This is a genomic window from Hahella sp. NBU794, from assembly GCF_050749805.1.
GTDB lineage: Bacteria > Pseudomonadota > Gammaproteobacteria > Pseudomonadales > Oleiphilaceae > Hahella.
Map to the genome: position 1 here is coordinate 4,334,706 of NZ_CP192738.1, position 18,373 is coordinate 4,353,078.

Genomic DNA, 18,373 nt, shown 5'->3' on the forward strand with positions numbered 1-18,373 from the left:
TTTGCGCAATAATCTGGGGACTTACGACGATTGCCGGGGCGGGACGGACTTGTCGTCCTGCAACCAGCGTTCAAGCGGCGCAGCGCAGATACGGCCGCGCCAGCCCTGTAGCAACTGCGGTTGCGTTCCCGCGCCGCCTTGGATATGCCAATACACAAACTCTTCCAGCAATCCCCGACTGGCAAGCAAGCCCACGTTGATGCGGTGCTCTCGCGCCAGCTTTTGCGTCAGTTTTTTTACTTTCTTCACCAAGTCCTGATATTCCCGCGGAATCGGCGGACGTATCATTTCAAACCCGGTCTCAGGCTCATCGCCGCCAGATTGCATATGCTCACGCACTATCCCCACCAGTTCCGCGCCGTAGCGACGCAGTCCAGCGCCCTGGATAGAGGTAATGTCCGTGAGCTGCCCCAGGCTTCGCGGCCGACGCTGAGCGATGGCGATCAACTCATCGTCAGGACAGATTTTCTTGCGTGGGATATCTCTCCCTCTCGCTTCCTGCTCGCGCCATGCCGCCAACTTCGCCAGCAACTGCTGCGCGCCTTTGCGCAAACGCCATCCGCCACGCAGCTTCAAATAGTAACGCCCGACATCCTGAACCCCGGCGGCGGCCAAACGCATGGCCTCACCTTCCTCCAGCGCAATGTCGTACTTGTCGGACTGTCGCAAGCCTTCTTCCAGCTTCTGATAGAGCGGCCACAACACCACGACATCTTCCTGGGCGTATTGAATCTGCTTATCTGTGAGCGGGCGCTGCGTCCAATCTGAACGCGTGGCGTGCTTCTCAAGCTCAATCCCCAGATTCTGGCGCACCAGCGACTGCAAGCCTTCGTTCAGCTCACCATCCAGCAGCGCATTGGCGACCTGAGTGTCGATCATGCCGCAGGGCTGCGACAAGCCAACGCAGTTAAACAGCTCCAGATCCTCGCTGCAGGCATGCACCACTTTAAGTATGTCGCGGTTCTCGAACAGTCGACTGACTCCGCTCCAATCGGTGATTTTCAGCATATCCACCAGATACACGCACTGGCGATCATAAAGCTGCAGCAGCGCCGGCGCGGGATAAAACGTGGTTCCACGGATAAATTCAGTATCCACCGCCAGCCAGTCGGTCTTTTCCAGGCGCTGCAGCGCGTCCTGCAAGGCAGCGGGTGTGTCTATCCAGAGACTTTCATAATCCGGCGGATATATAGCAGAGAGTGGCGTATCGTTAGGCAAAAGGTTTTCGACCTTGCAGTGCGTGACTTAACGTGCCGCTGTCGATCATACCCAGCTCCCCTCCAAGAGGAATGCCATGGGCGATTCGGGACACAGGAATGTTCAAGTCTTTGGCGATGTGGGCGATAAAATGCGCCGTCGCTTCGCCCTCCACGGTGGGATTGGTGGCCAGGATCAGCTCGATGACGGCGCTTTCCTGCAATAGCTGCTTGAGCTTATCAACGCCAATGTCTTCGGGACCAATGCCGTCTATCGGCGACAAGTGCCCCATCAGCACGAAGTAACGGCCGCTATAGTCCGACGTCTGCTCGATCGCCAGCACGTCCGTCGGCGACTCCACTACGCAGAGAACGCGATCATCCCGTTTCGGGCTTTCGCAAATCGAACACAGGTCCGCTTCGCAAAAATTCTGACAGCGGGAGCAGCGTCTCACCCTGGTGAGCGCATCGCTGATGGCGATAGCCAGGTCCGCGGCTCTGCCCTGATCTCTTTCCAGCAGGTTAAGCGCCATGCGAGTGGCGGACTTCGCCCCCACGCCGGGAAGATACCGCAGACAACGGACCAACTGATCGATAGCGGGCGTCAGACTGGAAGACATATATGGATACTACCCCGTCATTAAAACGGCATTTTGAAATTAGGAGGAATGCCCAGACCTGCAGTCATGTTCGACATTTTATCCTGGTTGTTCTTTTCTACTTTACGCACGGCGTCATTCACCGCCGCCGCCAGCAGATCTTCCAGGATTTCTTTCTCTTCCTGCATCAAACTGGCGTCAATCTCCACTTTTTTCACATCATGGCGGCCATTCATGACAATTTTGATCAAACCGCCACCGGACTCTCCGCTCACTTCCGCATTAGCCAGTTCTTCCTGGGCTTTCTGCATTTGTTCCTGAATCTTTTGGGCCTGTTTCATCAAGTCGCCCATGTTACCTTTAATCATATGTCTACTCCTGAAAAATAGGCTCAATACTGTTTTCGATGACCGCGGCGCCGAAGCGTCCCGCCATCATCTGAATATTGGGATCATTGCGAATGGCCGTTTCCGCCTGCTGTTGCAACTCAGCCCTGCGTCGCTCCGCATACTGCAGCGGCGTCAACCATTTCGATTCGCCGGCTGAAACTTCGATTTTAACCGCTTCGCTCAGGAATTCCGACACCGCCGCGCGCAAGCGCTCACGTTGCGCCTCATTGAAAAAGTCGAGATGTTCGCGATCAATCGTGAATATGACCAGGCCCGGCGTCACCGCTTCCAGTGCGCAACGTTGCGCCAGGGTGGCGGTCATCCCGCTAATGGCGAGGCGTCTGACGGCATCCTTCCACACCATTCCCTGCATGGTCGGCTCGCCCTCCAATGGCGGCGTCAAAGGACCCGCTGGAGGTTTCTTGACGCTGGCCGGGGCCACAACAGGTGGGGCTGAATTGATTGACTCAGCGACCCCGGGACTTGTCTGCGGACCCGGGCCAGATTCAGTTACTGGCTTTGGGTGCGGAGCTACTGCCTCCCTTGCCTGTTGTTTCTGCTGCGTCTGGGTTGGCGCAGTCGCCTGAGGACGCTCGCCATGGGGCTGAGGGGGCGTCGCTGGCGCACCATGATTTCCCGCATTGTCATAACCAGAGTCCTCCGGATAGCCGGAAAAACCATAATCCGCATCGGAAGGCCCCGGGTCATCGGCAAAGTAAGCGTCGTAATCATCAACTGGCGGCGGCTCCGCTTCAGAATGCCTGGAGGTTGACCGCTCCACGGGCTGCGCAGACGTTACAGGTGAATGATCAATGACTGGCGCATCCGCCTGATTATGTGGTTCCGGTTCCGGCTGCTGCGACTCTTGCTGAGGATTCGCCTGTCGGGTCGGCTCCTGTGGCGATGGCTCAGAGGGCGCTTCTGGAACCTGTTGTTGCAGCTCCGGCTCCGGTTGCGGGGCCACAACTTCTTTCTCCGGTTCTGGCGCAGCTTCTACGGCTGGTTGCGACGCCGCCGCCTCAGTCTGGGTTGGCCCGGGTTGAGCGCTTTCCTTATCGTCTTCAGCCGAGGCTGTCGCCGAAGCCGTGGACGGCGCTTGAATCTGCCTGGCTGATTTGATGTTGGGGCGGAAGGCGATCATACGCAACAAGGCCATCTCAAACCCGGTACGCGGGTCGGGCGCCAAGGCCAGATCTTTGCGCCCCATCAATGCAATCTGATAGTAAAGTTGAGTGTCTTCCGCCGTCAGCGTTTGCGCCAGCTCAACGACCTGTTGTTGATCGCCAAAACTGTTATCGACGCCGCCAGGCACAGCTTGCTCCACCGCCACGCGGTGCAGCAGTTCCGCCAGCGCCTGTAACACATAGGCGTAATCCGGCGCGAATTGGGCCATATGATTGACTTGCGCCAGCATCGCAGCGCAATCCTGAGCGGCGATTGTCCGCAGCAGGTCAATAACCACATGCTTCTCAATGGTCCCCAGCATTTCAATGACGTCTTTCGCCGCCAGCTTACCATCGCCAAAAGCGATGGCCTGATCGGTAAGACTCATAGCGTCGCGCATGCTGCCTTCCGCGGCGCGCGCCAGCTCCCACAAGGCCGCTTCTTCCGCAGGCACATTCTCCGCCTGCAACACATGGGTCAAGTGGCTGACAATACGTTGTGGCGACAGATTCTTGAGGTTGAACTGCAAACAGCGCGACAGAATTGTGACCGGCAGTTTCTGCGGGTCTGTGGTGGCCAGCAAAAATTTAACGTGAGGCGGCGGCTCTTCCAGGGTCTTCAACAGTGCGTTGAAACTGGAGTTGGAGAGCATGTGCACTTCGTCAATGAGATAGATTTTATAACGGCTGCGGGTGGGCGCGTACTGCACATTGTCGAGCAGCTCGCGCATGTCCTCGACCTTGGTGCGTGAAGCCGCGTCGATCTCGATCAGATCGACAAATCTGCCTTCGGCGATTTCACGGCATACGCCACACTCTCCGCAAGGGATGGCGCTGACGCCTTGTTCGCAATTGAGGCATTTGGCGAAGATTCTCGCCACAGTGGTTTTACCCACACCGCGAGTGCCGGTAAATAGATACGCGTGGTGCAGACGGTCCTGATTCAGGGCGTTGGTCAGCGCTTTGAGTACATGCTCCTGCCCCGCCATTTCCGCGAAATTGCCGGGACGCCATTTTCTGGCTAGAACCTGATATGCCATGCCACTCCTATCGATTCATAGGGATTACGATATTGCTTCAACTTGCTCACCCGGCCCGCCATAGCCTGTACAGCGCTCTCTTTGGAAGAACTAAAATTCAAACGCATACATTAGCACGCAAGGGGTTTTCTGTCACCGAAACGACATTGCGCAGACGCAGGAAGACCGTCGCAGGAAACGTGAAATTAACAGGAAAATTAGATATGGGAGGGAGGAGTTGGAGGTAGCCCTACCAGCCACACCCCGGCACACAGATCCACCGCTGTGGCTGCTCCCTTCCGGGCCTGACCAGGTTCACGGTTTCTTGTTGCGAGGGGACCGGCAGAGCCACCATAGCAAGTCAAGAACAGCTGTTCTTCACAAGTGGCGCGCATCATAACAAAGTCAGATGGCGGGCTCAAGCACGAAAATGACAGAAATTCCGTCGCTTAGGAATTGTGTTTCTTTTCTGCTCGACGAATGAACTCTTCGAGGATAATACGGTACAACTCATCCCCCAGATATTTATCCTCAACGCCAGACTCGATGCTCGGGTTATCGTTGACTTCAATCACCGCCGCGCGATTTCCCTTTTGCTTTACGTCCACGCCATACAAACCGTCGCCAATCAGCCCAGCGGCTTTTACCGCGGCATTCAACACCACTTTGGGCACTTCATACGTCGGCAATGTCGCCCAGGCGCCGGCGGCTGTCGAACCTTCACCGTGCTTGTAGATCTGCCAATGGTTACGAGCCATGAAGTATTTACAGGCGTAGAACGGCTTGCCGTTCAGCACCCCGATACGCCAGTCGTAATCCGTGTACATGAACTCTTGCGCCAACAACAATGCGGATTGCTTGAACAGCGTCTGTGCTTTTTGCTCCAACTCTTCCGGCGACTCTACTTTCACAACGCCACGGGAAAACGAACCATCCGGAATCTTCAGCACCATAGGCAGACCCAGTTCCTGCGCCGCCGCCAACAACTGTTGCTTGTCGCCCTTGCTGACGATCAAAGTCTTGGGCGTCGGCACTCGATTGGCCCGCAGCAAATCCGCCAGATAGACCTTATTGGTGCAACGCATGATGGAAGTGGAGTCGTCCATCACGATCAAGCCTTCCGCTTCCGCCTTTTTGGAGAATTTGAAAGTGTGATGATCAATCGCAGTCGTTTCGCGAATGAACAACATATCGTATTCAGGAATGCGCTGATAATCCTTGGGTTCAATCAGGTCCACCGCCACGCCAAGCTGTTTGCCTACTTTGGCCAACTTCTTCAGGGCGGCTTTGTCGCTGGGCGGCATTTCCTCTTTGGGATTGACCAATACCGCCATGTCATAGCGATATTTTTTGCGTTCTTTCGGCTTGCGCCACACCTTGCGGCTGAAGGCATCCAGCGAGTTGGCGAACAGCGTCTGTTCCTGATCGTCGAAGCCTTTCGGGCTTACCGGACGCATAGCAGACAATTTCCAGCCGCCTTTCTGTTCGATTTCCACTTCCACCACCGGGCAAGGCAGCTTCTCGAACACCAGAGCGCCTAATGGCTCCAGATCCGGATCGCTGGTTTTACCGAAGAAACAGCGGAAGGTCAGTTCCTGATCCGGCTTGTTAGCCAGCTTTTTCAGCGCTGACAACGCGGTGTCGTCATCCAGATCAAGAATCAGCGAATACAGGGAGCGCTTTTCAATCTCGTTCAGCGTACGCACGGAAGGAATGACGTGGTGCCCACGCGCTTCAGCGAGCAATGAGCAATAATAGCCTTTGCTGAGATACTTGTAGCTACGGCAAAGGTTGATCAGTCTGACGCGATCATTTTTGTTAATGGGTAGAGCCAGGTAGTCTTCAAATGATATTACGTCTTCACTTGGATAATAGGGGGTCCAATCCTTTAAAGACTCAACGACTATGTAAAGACGAGACATACGGCTTGGGGTTCCTCCGGGAGCTTGGGGATAGGGAGTTATAGCGCTATTAAATGACGAACGTTCATTTTAGACTTGCGCATCTTTGCTAAGTCTTGCTTAACTTAATTAGCCTGTCCACTACATATTTGACCTTACCCCCAACTATTTCAAAAGCATGAATAAAAACCAGCCACAAACTGTAATACGCTCTTTGGCGCCCCACTATCGGGAAGCCCACATGGAAGATCTCGATGAGCTGGTGGAGCTTGAAAAATCATGCTTTACCACGGACCGGCTCAGCCGCAGAAGCTTTCGCCATATGATCAAATCCGAGTCCGCCTCGGTAGTGCTTTGCGAAATGGAGGAGAAGCTGTGCGGCTATGCGATTACGTTATTCCATCGCGGCACCAGTCTCGCCCGCCTCTACTCTATCGCCATCGTACCTGAGTCGCGCGGCAAAGGCGTTGCGCGGGCGTTGATGGATATGGCTGAGCAGTCGGCGATCTCACGCCGCTGCATATTTATGCGCCTGGAAGTACGTACGGACAACCAGGAAGCGATCGGCCTATACAGAAAGCTGGGCTATCGTCAGTTTGGGGTTTATCACGATTATTACGAAGATCATCGGGACGCCTATCGTTTCCAGAAGCAGATCATCCGTTTTGCTCCGCTTAATCAAACGCTGCAGATTCCCTATTACAGCCAGAGCACGGATTTCACCTGCGGCCCCGCTTCGCTGATGATGGCCATGGCGACCCTGAATACCGAATACATTCCCCGCAACTGGGAAGAGATACAGATCTGGCGTGAAGCCACCACTATATTCATGACCTCCGGACACGGCGGATGCGGCCCTCACGGACTTGCGCTGGCGGCTAACAAACGAGGCTTCAAAGCGGAAATTTACGTCAACTACGAAGGGCCGTTGTTTCTCGAAGGCGTCAGACGCACCGAGAAAAAAGAGGTATTAAAACTGGTGCATAAAGATTTCATGCACCAACTCGAAGAAACCGATGTGGTCATTCATAACACCGTGCTGACCCAGGAAATTCTGGAGCAGGAAATCAAACAAGGCAAACTGGCCTTGGTGTTGATCAGCACCTATCACTTCGACCAGAAAAAAGCGCCGCACTGGGTGATGATCAGCGCCGTCGACTCGGATTTCGTATATATTCACGACCCGGATGTGGATGAAGAGTCGCACCGGCTCGCCATCGACAACCAATATATTCCCATCGCCCGCGCCCAGTTCGATCGCATGTCCCAGTTTGGACAAAACCGTCTGCGTACGGGCGTAATTATTTCGCAACGCCCCAAACGCACAAGACGAAAAAATGCCTGATATTTCCGAACGCTTCTCCACTTCCCGCGCGCAAGCATGCCGCATAGACAAACTACTAGTGGATCAGGGCTATTGCCGCTCGCGCAATCAGGCCAGGGAGCTGATCAGTCTTGGCAAAATCATGCTGCAGGTCGGTGCTGGCTGGGAGGCAGTGTCCAAACCCAGCCAGACGGTGCTTAGCGACGCCAAAATAAAGGTTCTCGATAACGAATTGCAGGAATACGTCTCCCGTGGCGGCCTCAAACTGGCCGGTGCTATTGCGCAGGTGGGCGCGGATTTTCAGGACAAGACTGTGCTGGACGTGGGTCAGTCCACCGGCGGATTTACGGATTGCGCGCTCAAGCAAGGCGCCGCCTTGGTGGTCGGTGTGGAAGTGGGTCACGGACAGTTGACGCAAACTTTGCGAGACCATCCTCAGGTTCGGGTATTTGAAGGGATCAACGCCAAAGAGATTCCCCTCTCCCTGCTTGAATTGACGAGTAATAAAGCAGGCTATGACTTTGCGGTCATGGACCTGAGTTTCATATCACAAACGCTGGTGCTGAAATCCGTCGCTGCCCTACTCGTCGATGGCGGCTCGTTGATCAGCCTGGTGAAGCCACAGTTTGAAGTCGGACCCGCTGGTTTGAGTAAAGGCGGCATAGTGAAAGACGCAGGTCTTTATACTGAAGTGGAAGAGAAGATCAAAATGGCTTGCGCGGACGCAGGACTCAGAGTGATGGATTACTTTCCTAGCTCCATCACAGGGGGAGACGGTAATCGGGAGTTCTTCGTCTTCGCCCGCAAAGCGGCGAATTCCTGACGAGAGACAATGCAACCGCGCGCCTGCACCCGACCATGCCGGGACTGCGCGGAGAAAGGATCAATGCAGAGCGCGCTCCATCGGCGCAGGGGGCGCGCCAGCGTCAGCCGTGGCGACAAAGCCACAATCGAGAATTTCACGCAGAATATCCTGCTTGGCTTCCAGGGCGTTTCTTAAAAATACTCCCAACTGCTCTTTGGTGACGCCAGCGGATACCCACAAGGTATCGCACATAATCACGCGAGGTGCGCCATCATCCGCCAAGTCGGCGAACGTCTTGATATTGGCGTAAGCGCCATTCAATCGCGGCAATTCAGCAACCAGATTCAACAAAGCGGACGCTCGCAACTCCACTTCGGTAGTAAAAATCAAACATTCCTGCTCCAGAAACACCCGACTCTCCAACACCCCTTCCTGACTTTGCAGGTCGGCGATGTGCACACCCTGGCACTGCCCGCAAAGGTAGTGATCAACTTCCAGGTCTTTTAGCCATTTAAGCAGGCTATCACTATTAATAAACTGAATATGGGGCATGTAAACACTACTCTTACGCTTAACGCGGTGGCCTTCAAAGCCGCGGATTATAAAGTAACCATCCCTATATGAGTAGACCTTAACAGCCTATATCGGCCCCCGTCCGCCGGATGACGGCAGATGAGCCTGATCAATTTGCGAGCATTTTCTTTGACGGGGTTTGACGCTACGCGTCGCTTTCATTGATACCACTGCATTAAAGACAGTGATTCGGGGGATCAAACCATGAAACTTATCAAAATGCTGCAAAAACTCAGCGCCAAACCCGCTGAAGAAACTGAATCCAACTACAGCCGTAAAGCAGTCAAAGATGTTGATCCACGGGACCTGACCGGACAATGGGGTATGAGCGCTACCGACGCGCTGCAAGTCAACTTCGTCACCCGTGAGTGCGGTAAACGCTAATCAACCGATCGCATCTACATCGTTCTTATTCCTTTCTAAACAATATTTAACGGCCCGGCGCACGTCGCTCCGGGCCGCAGCTATTGACTCCCCCTGCGCCTCTTGCGAAAGTTTTGCTTTCCCCAGTTCCCGATGAAGGATGCTCTATGCCTGCAGTAACCCGGTTCTGCAAACAATCCCGTCTATTACTAATAACTCTTGGCCTTTCCCTGCCATTCACCGCCCACGCCGACTTCGCAGAATGCGTGGCGGGGCTGCAGGAAAAAGCGAAACAGGAAGGGATTTCCGAGAAGGTCGTCAACGAGGCTTTGAGCCAGGTCAAGCTCAGTGAACGCGTCATGGAACTGGACAGCAAGCAACCTGAGTTCATAGATACGTTCACCAACTACCTTAATCGCCGCGTTACGGATGAGCGGGTGAACAAAGGCCGTGAAATGCTGGCCAAACATCGCCCCCTGCTTGATCAGATAGCCAAAGAGACGGGCGTTCCCGCTCAATATCTGGTCGCATTCTGGGGTTTGGAAACCAACTATGGCGGCTACACTGGCAAGATGCCCATTATGGACTCCCTCGCCACCCTCGCCTGCGACCCACGCCGCAGCGGCTATTTCACCAGCGAGTTAATAGCCGCCCTGAAAATCATCGAGAAAGGTGATGTGACCGTGGACAAAATGCTCGGCTCCTGGGCCGGCGCCATGGGCAATTTTCAGTTCATGCCTTCCGTTTATCTCCAGTACGCAACCGACAAAGACGGCGACGGCAAGCGCGACTTGTGGGGCAGCCTGCCTGACGCCGCCACGTCCGCTGGCTTATTCCTGAATGGGCTGGGCTGGCAAAACGGCTTTAGATGGGGTCGCGAGGTCAAACTGCCGGAAAAATTCGCCTATGGCGAAGCAGGACTGAAGCGCAGCAAAACTCTGTCAGAATGGGGCAAGTTAGGCGTCCTGGATGCAGACGGGCGCAAAATGCCGGATCTGGACCTGCAAGCGTCGCTGATTATTCCCGCCGGGCACCTTGGCCCCAAGTTTCTGGTTTACGATAACTTCAAAGTCATCATGCGCTGGAACCGCTCTGAATCCTACGCCATTGCAGTGGGCCACTTGGCCGACCGTATAGCCGGCGCAGGACGCTTGCGGCAAACACCGCCTGATCTGCCGCGCCTGCCTTTGACCGCCGTCGCCGACTTGCAACAGAAGCTCACCGATAAAGGCTTCGACGCGGGCAAACCTGACGGCATTATGGGGCCGGCCACCCGGGACGCTATTCGCGCGTTTCAGGAAAGGCAGGGCATGATCGCCGACGGCTACCCCAACCCGGAGGTCCTGCAGGCGCTGGATATTAAGCTTCAGTCGGAATCTTGAGCGAACGCCCGCCCAGCAATCATGGGCGGGCGCTTATCCACTGACGCGGCGATTTGGAAATTAGGCGGGGTCAGCTTCCCACAAAACGCCAACTTACTTGGACGTTTCAGGCTGAGCAGCGGCTTCGTCCCTGAACATTTCGTAGTAATCCACCTGCCGCACAAATTCTTCGCGGTCAATCGGCTTCAATACTTCATCATTGATCAATGAAGCGGCGGAGTCTCCCAAACCAGCGAGCTTACGGGGTTTCCTCCAAGGCACGATATAAAGCACCTGAGGCTGCTCCTGATTTCCGCGCAATGTGGCGCCATCTACGGTAATGACTTCTGTCTCCGCCTGCGCTAACGGGCTGACAACCCAAGCCGCTGTAACGAGAGACAGACCGATAAAAAGGTTCTTAGGCCGGGATTGACGGCTCATACCCGCCCTCCTACTGTAAACGGCTCTGCAGATCCACAATCCAACGATTGACTTCATCGTCGGGCTGCGCCTGCAGGCTCTGATAAATCTGATATTGCTCCAACGCTTCCTGCAATTTACCCATGTATAAATCATAGGTAATCCCGAGATTCAGTCGGGCGGGCGCATAGGAGCCATCAACGGCGATCGCCTTACGGTAGTACTCTTCCGCCTCTGCGAACTTACCCTGGCGACGGGCCAGATATCCCAACAGAGAGTATCCCTCGGGATTCAATCCGTTGACGCTGACCGCTTTTTCGAACATCGCCTGCGCCTGATCAGGCGCATCTGTATTCATATAAATGATGCCCATATTGATGTATGGGCCGGACAGCTGGGGATAATCTTCACTCACCGCCTGAAATTTTTTCAGCGCGGAGCCGAAGTTACGGGCTTTTTGCTCACGCAACGCGGCTACGTACTGACTACGCGCACCCTCAGGAACCTGGGAAGCGTCAGCGCCGCCTGTCACCCCACCGCCAGACGGTTTCTGGGGCGAGCCGGAGCACGCCGCCAGCAACAGAGTTAATGCCAGACCACCAAGGCGAATACTGCTTTTACGACTAAAGAATGTTTTCACTGAACTCTGGAATCTCTTCTGATTTTTTATAGCGCGCAGGGAATAGCTTTTTCAGCGCCTCAAAGCTGTTTTTCACCCACTCATCGTAGGTTCCGCTCCAACTCCGTTGTGCGTTCGCCTCATGCAGTTCAATCGCGTTTTCCTCGAAGGGATACGCCTGCTCCTCCAGCAACAACTGGTATTGCTCCAATTCCAGTTCATTGAGATTGCGAGGACGCTCAGAGTCCAGCAGGTCGCGGCTGAGTTGAGAGTAGATCTCCCCCATGCGATAAGACGAGCGCGTGGTAAATTCCGCTATGCGATAGTTTGCTGTTTTCTTGTAAGCGGCCATCGCCCGCTTCATCGCCTCCTGCTTGGAGCGCAAAGAGTTTTGTAGCGGCGCAGTCAGCTTGATGCTCTTGAACTGAATGAAAGCGTCATCCGCCAGCACGCTGGAGGATTTCGCAGCGAGGTAGCGCATACGGTCAGAGCCTTTGGAGCCGGCGGCGTCATAACCTTGCACCACCTTCTGTAGCCAGAAACGCTGTTTGATCGGATCATTCGCCTTAGCGTACAACTCGCTCAGCGTATAACCTGCTTCCGCCGCCATATCCGCCGGTTCAGGATAGCTGTTGGCGTAATCCCGGTAGGTGTCGATGGCTTTCTGGGTCTGCCCGCTCTTGTCGTATAGCTCCGCTGACAACAGCAGCGACTCGCGCCGAGTTTCGCCGTCAGGATGGCTCTGCGATATCACCGCCAACTCCCCGGCTGCAGCGTCCCATTGCTCCGTATTGCGATAAGCCATCGCCAGCTTGGCGGGCACATCCTTCGCCAGTTCATGCTTCGGATAACGCTGACGGAAACTATTCAGAACAGAAATCGCCCGGTCCCATTGTCCCTGCTGCAGCATATAAGTAGCGGCGTCATAATCCGCATTCGCGCGCACCGACGCGGTAGGCGCCGCCTGTCCAACACGTAAAAATTGATCAATAGCGCCATTGACGTCATTGGCCGCCAACATCAGCTCGCCCTGTTTATAAATACTGGCGGCGAGCAGTTCGACGATCTCGCCGCGACGCTTGTCGCTCGCCGGCATAAGCGCCAGCACGCGGGAATAGGATTTTTCCGCTTCAGCATACTGCTTGAGCTCAAACTGGCTGTGACTGATGATCAACCAGGCGCCTAACAAGGATGCATTGTCCGGCGGCGGCGTGCGTTGCGTCAGCCGTTGCGCCACATCGATCGCACGCGGGTAATCCTTCATGGCGAACAGCTTTTCCGCCGCCGAAGCCATTACAGCGCCCGCTCTAGGGTCAGACGCATAGGATTGGGCGAAACGAATCTGACTTTCAATTTTGCGCAGTTCAATCTGCTCGCGCTCAGCTTCAGCGGAGCCTGACGCCAACTCATCAAAAGCAGTGATCGCCGCATAGCCCGCTTCCGCGCCTTTGGCGAAGCCCTTATATTCATACGCCGCTTTTTCGTAGGCGACGATCGCCTCTTCGTATCGCTGCACGGCGAATAAGGTTTCGCCGCGCAGGAACACCATTTGAGGCGCTTTCGGATCTTGCGGGAAGGTATCCACAAACTCCTGATAGTAGGCAGCCGCACTGGCGTACTCGTCACGCATGGCGGAGCGCGCCTGCTGTGCGCTTATTTCCTTGCCATCCAACCCTTTCGCACGGCCATTACGGGCCGCAGTGACATTTCGATCCAGCGTTTGCGCCGCGGCATGATGGTGTGTAGCCAACTCGTCGATATACACACGCAGTTTTTCCGCCGTGAAGGTTTTCACCTTCTCATCCTGCTGCCGCCAATAGAAGTCGCTGGTGACGCCGTAGTTCTTCACGAACGCCGCCTTTTCCGGCAACACAGAGCTGCCGAAGCCCGCGACGATGAGCGTTTGAATGACGCGCTCCTGGTAATAAGGCGACCATTTGCTGAGTGGATGCAGTTCGATAAATCGGCGATAGACGGAAACCGCATCCGTATAACGCTCCTCTTTGACCAGCAGCTCGCCGTATTGCTGATAAATCAGGTGTTCATAACTACGCGCGCCGACTCTTGCAAACAGGCTCGTAACCGTATCCACCCCATCCAGATAATTGAAGGCGAAGCCCATTACCCGCAGTTGGTCCTCCACCAGAGTACGAGACTCTTTGGACAAGGCGTCCAGGTCGTCAGACTCCGGCATCACCAGATCCAGTACTTTGACAAAGCTGTCCAGAGAGGTTTCGTATTCTCCTTGCTTGAACAGGCTCCAGCCATGCATATAGAGCGCCTGTTGCTCAAAGCCGGTTTTAGCGCCGCCGCGAATGACCGACTCAAAAGCCCGCTGAGAGGCGTCATAGTCGCCATTGGTGAACAGTATCTCGCCGCGCCGGAATTGCGCTTCATGAAAGTAAGATGAGCGCGGGTACTCTTTCACCAAGCGGTTCAGCGCTTTGAAGGAATCATCGCGACGCCCTTCCAGATCATAGGCTTTCGCCAACTGATAGAGCACTTGGTCGTTTTCCGCCCGATTAGGGTATTTCTTCAACAGCCCTTCGTAAGCGGAGATGGCAACCGCGAAATACGCCGCGGAGCCTTCCGAGTAGTCCACCACTTCCTGAGTCACGGAAGACTCTTCGTTGCGGATCATTTGCAAATCCGCCAGTCGATATAGAATCTTGGTGCGGGTTTCAGGGTCTTCGACAACGGTCAATAAATCCGTGTAGTTGGCGATGACCTCATCAATATTGATGTTCACCGTTTCTTCGCCCTGATCCTCAATAATGGCGGGCTTCAAATCGGCGATCGTCGGCTGATCCGCAGCGCGGCGACTTTCCTCGGAACCGGAAAACAACGAGCAGCCGCTCACCACAACCGCGATGGCGGTTAACGTCAACGCCCTCATAAGCCGCCCCCTTCGCCGTCGAGAAGTTCATCGGACAAACGAGTACGCGCCAGTTTGGCGGACGTCATGTAATAGTTGACCTGATCTCTCTGCCGCAACAATTCATCTCTCGCCATGTCGCTGACAGTGGTTTTCGCCCGGGTAAGCGCGCGGCGCACCTGATCGTTCAATTCCAGCAAGCGGGGTTTGGCGCTATCCACTCTTTGCTCAAGCGTTTCCAACTGTTCTGACTTGGCGATGAGGTTGTTAATTCTCACACTGCGCAGAGAATATTCTTTCAGCGCCGTATCCAGCGCCGCCAGTTCCTGCTTGGCTTCCCAAAGCCGCTGGGGAAACTCTTCGCTGACGGTCCAGTTCAGGAAACCTTCCATACGACGCAATTTCTCTTCATATTCGGGTACATCTTCAGCCCAGTCGGGATCTTGGCGCATCAGTTCGATTGTGCGTCTGGAGCGTTCGATAATGGCTCTATAACCCAGCTGATCTTCTGTAAGGAAATAGGGACCATGGCCAGACGCCTCGCCCTCTGCGATGACCTGCGCCAACGCGTCGCGTTGGGCGCGAATGCGGTCAGCGTCCAGAGAGGTCATTTTTTCACGGGTTTCCCGAATACGCTCTTCCCGCGCAATCTTTCGGGTGTCAATCATCACGTCAAAGCTGTCCACTTTGCGCAACCATTCGTTCAAAGTGTTTTGCAGTATGGTCAGCTCACGCAGCTCTTTGAGCACGCGCTGGAATTCTTCCTGGGCGACCAGATGAGCCAAACTGTAAGTAGCCGGACGCACATCCAGACGTCCGTATTCATCTACGCGAATGTTGTCATCGTCCAGGCGGGTAATATGCAGCTCTGGATCGCCGCCAAATTCGAGACTGTCGAACAGACGATCTTCGTCCAGCTCAGCAATATTGGTTTCCAGCAGACGCAGGCTTTCCTGATATTGGGTGACGGCATTGGCGTATGCATTGAGCGCCTTCACTTTCTGCCCAAGCTGCTCATAGACATAGCCGATGGCGAAGTGGGATTCCTGAATGATAGGGTTGGCGGCCTGCTTGCTGCTCAGGGTCTGCAGTGACTGGATCGCCAGACCGAACTCGCCTGAGTTGGAGGCCGCCAGGGCGTATCCGAACAGCGCCTGATCCGACCAGGGACCATTAATGCGCACCTTGCGAAACTCCGTCATGGCGCCGGCGTAATCGTTTTGCTCCATTCTGAGGACGCCGGTAGTGAGGCTGATTCTGTCGCTCAACGCGTAAAATTCATTTGGGTCGTCCTCGTCCTGCGGCATCGGCGCGCTAACGCTCGCCAATCGACGCAGCGCCGCATCCAGATCGCCAGCCTTGCGTTGATTCAGAGCCAGGTTGTACTCCAGATAGGCGCGCCAGTAGGAGTCTTTCGGCAACGGCTGTAAAAATTCCTCCGCTGCGTTCAGATCCTCCAGCCCCAGTGCGGTTTGTCCCTGGAGGTAAAAATACTCCTCCAGCAGCTCCGAATCGGAGTCTTCCAACAGTTCGCGATCCACCCGCTGGAACGAAGACTTGGCGTTCTCCCATTTCCGCATCTGGTAATACACTTTACCAAGATAAAACCAGGCCTGGTTACGGACTTCCGGGGTCACCTTGCCTTCCAGCAGGTTTTCAAAAATACGCTTAGCTTCATCCACCATGCCATAAGAAAGCAGCATGCCTCCTTTCAGCACCTGAGGATGGTCGCCATGGTGGGTGATATTGTTACGCAGCTCGCCGATCGATATATCCGTGAGCGCGCCGTAATAACGCTGCTGATAGAACTCGAACAGCACTTTACCGTACTGCAAATCCAGCGCCCGCTCAGGCTTTTTCTCATCCGCAGCGAAGACGCTTTGCCCCAGGCTCGCCAGGACGAGAAGAGACGGTATTGTTTTTCTAAGTATTCTTTTCATTGCCTCAGTGACTACCGGCTACCAGACACAGTTAAAGTTATTCCCATTCGACAACGGTGAATTCAGGTTGGTACTTCTTAGTCGAGTCGGTAATGCGCAACTCCAGCGTTTTGATGTCCGAGCCCTTCTCAAATTTTTGCGTAGCGCCGCGCTTATAATCGCGGTTATCGGGCCCTACTCCAGTGAAAAATGCGGTGATTTCATGTTCGCCGGTCTTAAGGTTGCCAATATGCAGGCGCTGCATGCCGCCCTTATACAGGGCCTTGGCCTGGCGCTGCGTATACAGGTGGCTGGCCACTGTTTCGCCATCGATTTTGACTTCCACTGCATCCAGCTGGAAAAACTCGCCAACGTCGACGGAAAGAAACACCACAAACTGCGTGCTGGCGGGAAACAGCAGGTCTTCCTCCAGAATGAACAGATCGCGATTCAGTTCTATAGCTTTCTGTTTCAGTGACTGCACCTGGTCCACGATAGGCGTATCGGGGTCCACGGCAGCCATGTCTGTGTCGTCCGCCATCTGCATCACATCAGCGGAAGCGGCGTCTTCTGCGCCCTCCTCCGCCCGCACCATGGCCGACAACAGCAGCAAAATCAGGAACAATGCATGGGCCAGGCTGTTTTTGTAATTCATACTTTCAATCCCAATTAAATTGATCGCATCCCGTAATGGATAACCTCACCGCTGTCAGTAAGACGCAGTGACGAAGAAGCGAATGACGGTGGCGTCAAATTCGTACAAAGGTTCTTCTCCCGGCGCAAAACCAGTCCGCGTCACGTCGCGGAAGTCCTCGTACGCGAATTTCATGTAGTCGACAAACAGGTTGATGCTGCCTTTTTCAATAAACGAAAAGCCTTTATTGAACTCATAGGTCAGACCCACGCCAACGCTGTCGCCGCTATAGGTGCTCAACTCTTTGTCGCGCCCCATAAAAGTACGAACATCCTCGCCTTCAAACAGGTCGTCATAAAACTCTGCTTTAGTTTGTTCGTAGTGACGAAACTTGAACTCGGTAATGAATTGATCGCCAAACGGGTGCACATAGGCCAACTCGTAGTTATAGCCCTTGATGTTCCATGAGTCGGAAAAATACCGAACCTCGCCTTTGACGGCCGCTCGATATGGCAGGTAATACATGCCCCGCAGCGCCACGGCGTTACTGGTGCGCGTTTGGGGATACTTTTCTATTCTGTACTCGTAGCCTTTGGGGCTGGTGGTGTCCAGGAAACGGTAAACCCGGTATGGGTTATTCAGGTAACCCTCATCCGTGATCGTTTCGATATCCAGGTTAAGCAAGGCGTTCTTGGTTAACACCTGACTGACCCCAAGACGATAATGCTGCCGGTCCACTTCCTCATCAAGAGATGGGTCCAGCTTGCTGCGCACATTATCCCAGCCTTTTGAGTACCCCATGGTCAGGGTGGTCAAATCGCCGAAAAAGTCCTGGCTGATATTGAAGTGAATCGACTCGGCGTCAAAGTCATTTTCCTGGCTGTTGGTATAGGCGAAGCTCATGATGGACTTGTTGTACAGATAGTCCACGCCGAGACTAGCTTCTGTCCGCTCCTCCTCATAGGGCGTCGCTCGCGCCAATACGTCAACGGAAGCGGAGCTGACCGAGTCGACATAATAGTTCGCGCTCAACGAGACACTGGCGTCGAAGTTCTTTCTGACCAGAACGGAGGGGCCGTCAATTTCCATACCCCCGCCTTCGTAGCGGTGGTACATGGCCTCCGCTTTCTCTTCCGGCAACACGGCTGCGCTGGCGGATAACGCCGTCGCCAACAAACTGAATATCGCTGCAATGCGGTGAAAGTTTTTCATA

Annotated in this window: 16 protein-coding genes and 1 other RNA gene; 4 read left to right on the forward strand and 13 right to left on the reverse strand. The window is 54.6% G+C overall.

What is annotated here, in order from left to right; all coding sequences use genetic code 11:
• Positions 1 to 21 precede the first annotated feature (21 nt).
• From rnd to ACQYWX_RS18855, 6 genes are all read right to left on the reverse strand, one after another.
• The gene (gene rnd / locus ACQYWX_RS18830; protein WP_431685938.1) at positions 22 to 1,218 is read right to left on the reverse strand and encodes a ribonuclease D; all 1,197 of its coding nucleotides are present in this window, start codon (positions 1,216 to 1,218) and stop codon (positions 22 to 24) included.
• Positions 1,211 to 1,816: a recombination mediator RecR gene (gene recR / locus ACQYWX_RS18835; protein ID WP_431685939.1), complete on the reverse strand. Its 606-nt coding sequence runs from the start codon at positions 1,814 to 1,816 to the stop codon at positions 1,211 to 1,213. Before recR ends, rnd begins: the two co-directional genes overlap by 8 nt.
• A 20-nt stretch (positions 1,817 to 1,836) precedes the next feature.
• Positions 1,837 to 2,163, reverse strand: coding sequence for a YbaB/EbfC family nucleoid-associated protein (locus ACQYWX_RS18840; RefSeq protein WP_011396473.1), 327 nt, complete (start codon positions 2,161 to 2,163; stop codon positions 1,837 to 1,839).
• Positions 2,164 to 2,167: 4 nt separating this feature from the next.
• Positions 2,168 to 4,387 (reverse strand): DNA polymerase III subunit gamma/tau, encoded by a 2,220-nt coding sequence (gene dnaX, locus ACQYWX_RS18845; RefSeq protein ID WP_431685940.1) that lies wholly within the window; start codon positions 4,385 to 4,387, stop codon positions 2,168 to 2,170.
• Positions 4,388 to 4,614: 227 nt separating this feature from the next.
• Positions 4,615 to 4,711: signal recognition particle sRNA small type (gene ffs / locus ACQYWX_RS18850), an RNA gene on the reverse strand.
• A gap of 104 nt (positions 4,712 to 4,815) precedes the next feature.
• Positions 4,816 to 6,288, reverse strand: coding sequence for a RimK family protein (locus ACQYWX_RS18855; protein ID WP_127971652.1), 1,473 nt, complete (start codon positions 6,286 to 6,288; stop codon positions 4,816 to 4,818).
• Between the two features lie 220 nt (positions 6,289 to 6,508).
• Here ACQYWX_RS18855 and ACQYWX_RS18860 point away from each other — a divergent pair, with 220 nt between their 5' ends.
• Positions 6,509 to 7,612, forward strand: a complete 1,104-nt coding sequence (locus tag ACQYWX_RS18860) for a GNAT family N-acetyltransferase/peptidase C39 family protein (RefSeq protein WP_253938151.1) — start codon at positions 6,509 to 6,511, stop codon at positions 7,610 to 7,612.
• A complete protein-coding gene (locus tag ACQYWX_RS18865; protein WP_431685941.1) occupies positions 7,605 to 8,414 on the forward strand; it encodes a TlyA family RNA methyltransferase in 810 nt (269 codons plus the stop codon). The genes ACQYWX_RS18860 and ACQYWX_RS18865 overlap by 8 nt, the downstream gene beginning before the upstream one ends.
• 60 nt (positions 8,415 to 8,474) lie before the next feature.
• On the opposite strand, the gene ACQYWX_RS18870 is transcribed toward ACQYWX_RS18865, so the two are convergent.
• Positions 8,475 to 8,948 carry a YbjN domain-containing protein gene (locus ACQYWX_RS18870; RefSeq protein WP_216735530.1) on the reverse strand — a complete coding sequence of 158 codons (474 nt, stop codon included), beginning with the start codon at positions 8,946 to 8,948 and terminating at the stop codon, positions 8,475 to 8,477.
• A gap of 225 nt (positions 8,949 to 9,173) precedes the next feature.
• On the opposite strand from ACQYWX_RS18870, the gene ACQYWX_RS18875 reads away from it, so the two are divergent.
• Positions 9,174 to 9,353 carry a hypothetical protein gene (locus ACQYWX_RS18875; protein ID WP_011396467.1) on the forward strand — a complete coding sequence of 60 codons (180 nt, stop codon included), beginning with the start codon at positions 9,174 to 9,176 and terminating at the stop codon, positions 9,351 to 9,353.
• Between the two features lie 146 nt (positions 9,354 to 9,499).
• Positions 9,500 to 10,714 carry a lytic murein transglycosylase gene (locus ACQYWX_RS18880; RefSeq protein ID WP_431685942.1) on the forward strand — a complete coding sequence of 405 codons (1,215 nt, stop codon included), beginning with the start codon at positions 9,500 to 9,502 and terminating at the stop codon, positions 10,712 to 10,714.
• Between the two features lie 93 nt (positions 10,715 to 10,807).
• Here the strand turns inward: ACQYWX_RS18880 and ACQYWX_RS18885 are convergent, their stop codons facing one another.
• From ACQYWX_RS18885 to ACQYWX_RS18910, 6 genes are read right to left on the reverse strand one after another with little or no spacing between them, the layout of a single operon-like run.
• Positions 10,808 to 11,134, reverse strand: coding sequence for a hypothetical protein (locus tag ACQYWX_RS18885; RefSeq protein WP_431685943.1), 327 nt, complete (start codon positions 11,132 to 11,134; stop codon positions 10,808 to 10,810).
• A gap of 10 nt (positions 11,135 to 11,144) precedes the next feature.
• Positions 11,145 to 11,753, reverse strand: a complete 609-nt coding sequence (locus tag ACQYWX_RS18890; protein WP_216735527.1) for a tetratricopeptide repeat protein — start codon at positions 11,751 to 11,753, stop codon at positions 11,145 to 11,147.
• Positions 11,737 to 14,628: a tetratricopeptide repeat protein gene (locus ACQYWX_RS18895; protein WP_431685944.1), complete on the reverse strand. Its 2,892-nt coding sequence runs from the start codon at positions 14,626 to 14,628 to the stop codon at positions 11,737 to 11,739. Before ACQYWX_RS18895 ends, ACQYWX_RS18890 begins: the two co-directional genes overlap by 17 nt.
• A complete protein-coding gene (locus ACQYWX_RS18900; RefSeq protein WP_431685945.1) occupies positions 14,625 to 16,547 on the reverse strand; it encodes a tetratricopeptide repeat protein in 1,923 nt (640 codons plus the stop codon). Before ACQYWX_RS18900 ends, ACQYWX_RS18895 begins: the two co-directional genes overlap by 4 nt.
• Positions 16,548 to 16,584: 37 nt before the next feature.
• A complete protein-coding gene (locus ACQYWX_RS18905) occupies positions 16,585 to 17,181 on the reverse strand; it encodes an AraC family transcriptional regulator (protein ID WP_216735524.1) in 597 nt (198 codons plus the stop codon).
• Positions 17,182 to 17,235: 54 nt separating this feature from the next.
• A complete protein-coding gene (locus tag ACQYWX_RS18910; RefSeq protein WP_431685946.1) occupies positions 17,236 to 18,372 on the reverse strand; it encodes a DUF3570 domain-containing protein in 1,137 nt (378 codons plus the stop codon).
• Position 18,373: the final 1 nt, after the last annotated feature.

Excerpts from the sequence above, each read along its gene's own strand:
- ACQYWX_RS18885 (WP_431685943.1), bottom strand. The coding sequence starts at position 11,134 with ATGAGCCGTCAATCCCGGCCTAAGAACCTTTTTATCGGTCTGTCTCTC.
- dnaX (WP_431685940.1), bottom strand. The coding sequence starts at position 4,387 with ATGGCATATCAGGTTCTAGCCAGAAAATGGCGTCCCGGCAATTTCGCG.
- ACQYWX_RS18880 (WP_431685942.1), top strand. The coding sequence starts at position 9,500 with ATGCCTGCAGTAACCCGGTTCTGCAAACAATCCCGTCTATTACTAATA.
- ACQYWX_RS18870 (WP_216735530.1), bottom strand. The coding sequence starts at position 8,948 with ATGCCCCATATTCAGTTTATTAATAGTGATAGCCTGCTTAAATGGCTA.
- ACQYWX_RS18895 (WP_431685944.1), bottom strand. The coding sequence starts at position 14,628 with ATGAGGGCGTTGACGTTAACCGCCATCGCGGTTGTGGTGAGCGGCTGC.
- ACQYWX_RS18900 (WP_431685945.1), bottom strand. The coding sequence starts at position 16,547 with ATGAAAAGAATACTTAGAAAAACAATACCGTCTCTTCTCGTCCTGGCG.
- ACQYWX_RS18875 (WP_011396467.1), top strand. The coding sequence starts at position 9,174 with ATGAAACTTATCAAAATGCTGCAAAAACTCAGCGCCAAACCCGCTGAA.
- ACQYWX_RS18865 (WP_431685941.1), top strand. The coding sequence starts at position 7,605 with ATGCCTGATATTTCCGAACGCTTCTCCACTTCCCGCGCGCAAGCATGC.
- ACQYWX_RS18840 (WP_011396473.1), bottom strand. The coding sequence starts at position 2,163 with ATGATTAAAGGTAACATGGGCGACTTGATGAAACAGGCCCAAAAGATT.
- recR (WP_431685939.1), bottom strand. The coding sequence starts at position 1,816 with ATGTCTTCCAGTCTGACGCCCGCTATCGATCAGTTGGTCCGTTGTCTG.
- ACQYWX_RS18860 (WP_253938151.1), top strand. The coding sequence starts at position 6,509 with ATGGAAGATCTCGATGAGCTGGTGGAGCTTGAAAAATCATGCTTTACC.
- ACQYWX_RS18905 (WP_216735524.1), bottom strand. The coding sequence starts at position 17,181 with ATGAATTACAAAAACAGCCTGGCCCATGCATTGTTCCTGATTTTGCTG.
- ACQYWX_RS18855 (WP_127971652.1), bottom strand. The coding sequence starts at position 6,288 with ATGTCTCGTCTTTACATAGTCGTTGAGTCTTTAAAGGATTGGACCCCC.
- ACQYWX_RS18910 (WP_431685946.1), bottom strand. The coding sequence starts at position 18,372 with ATGAAAAACTTTCACCGCATTGCAGCGATATTCAGTTTGTTGGCGACG.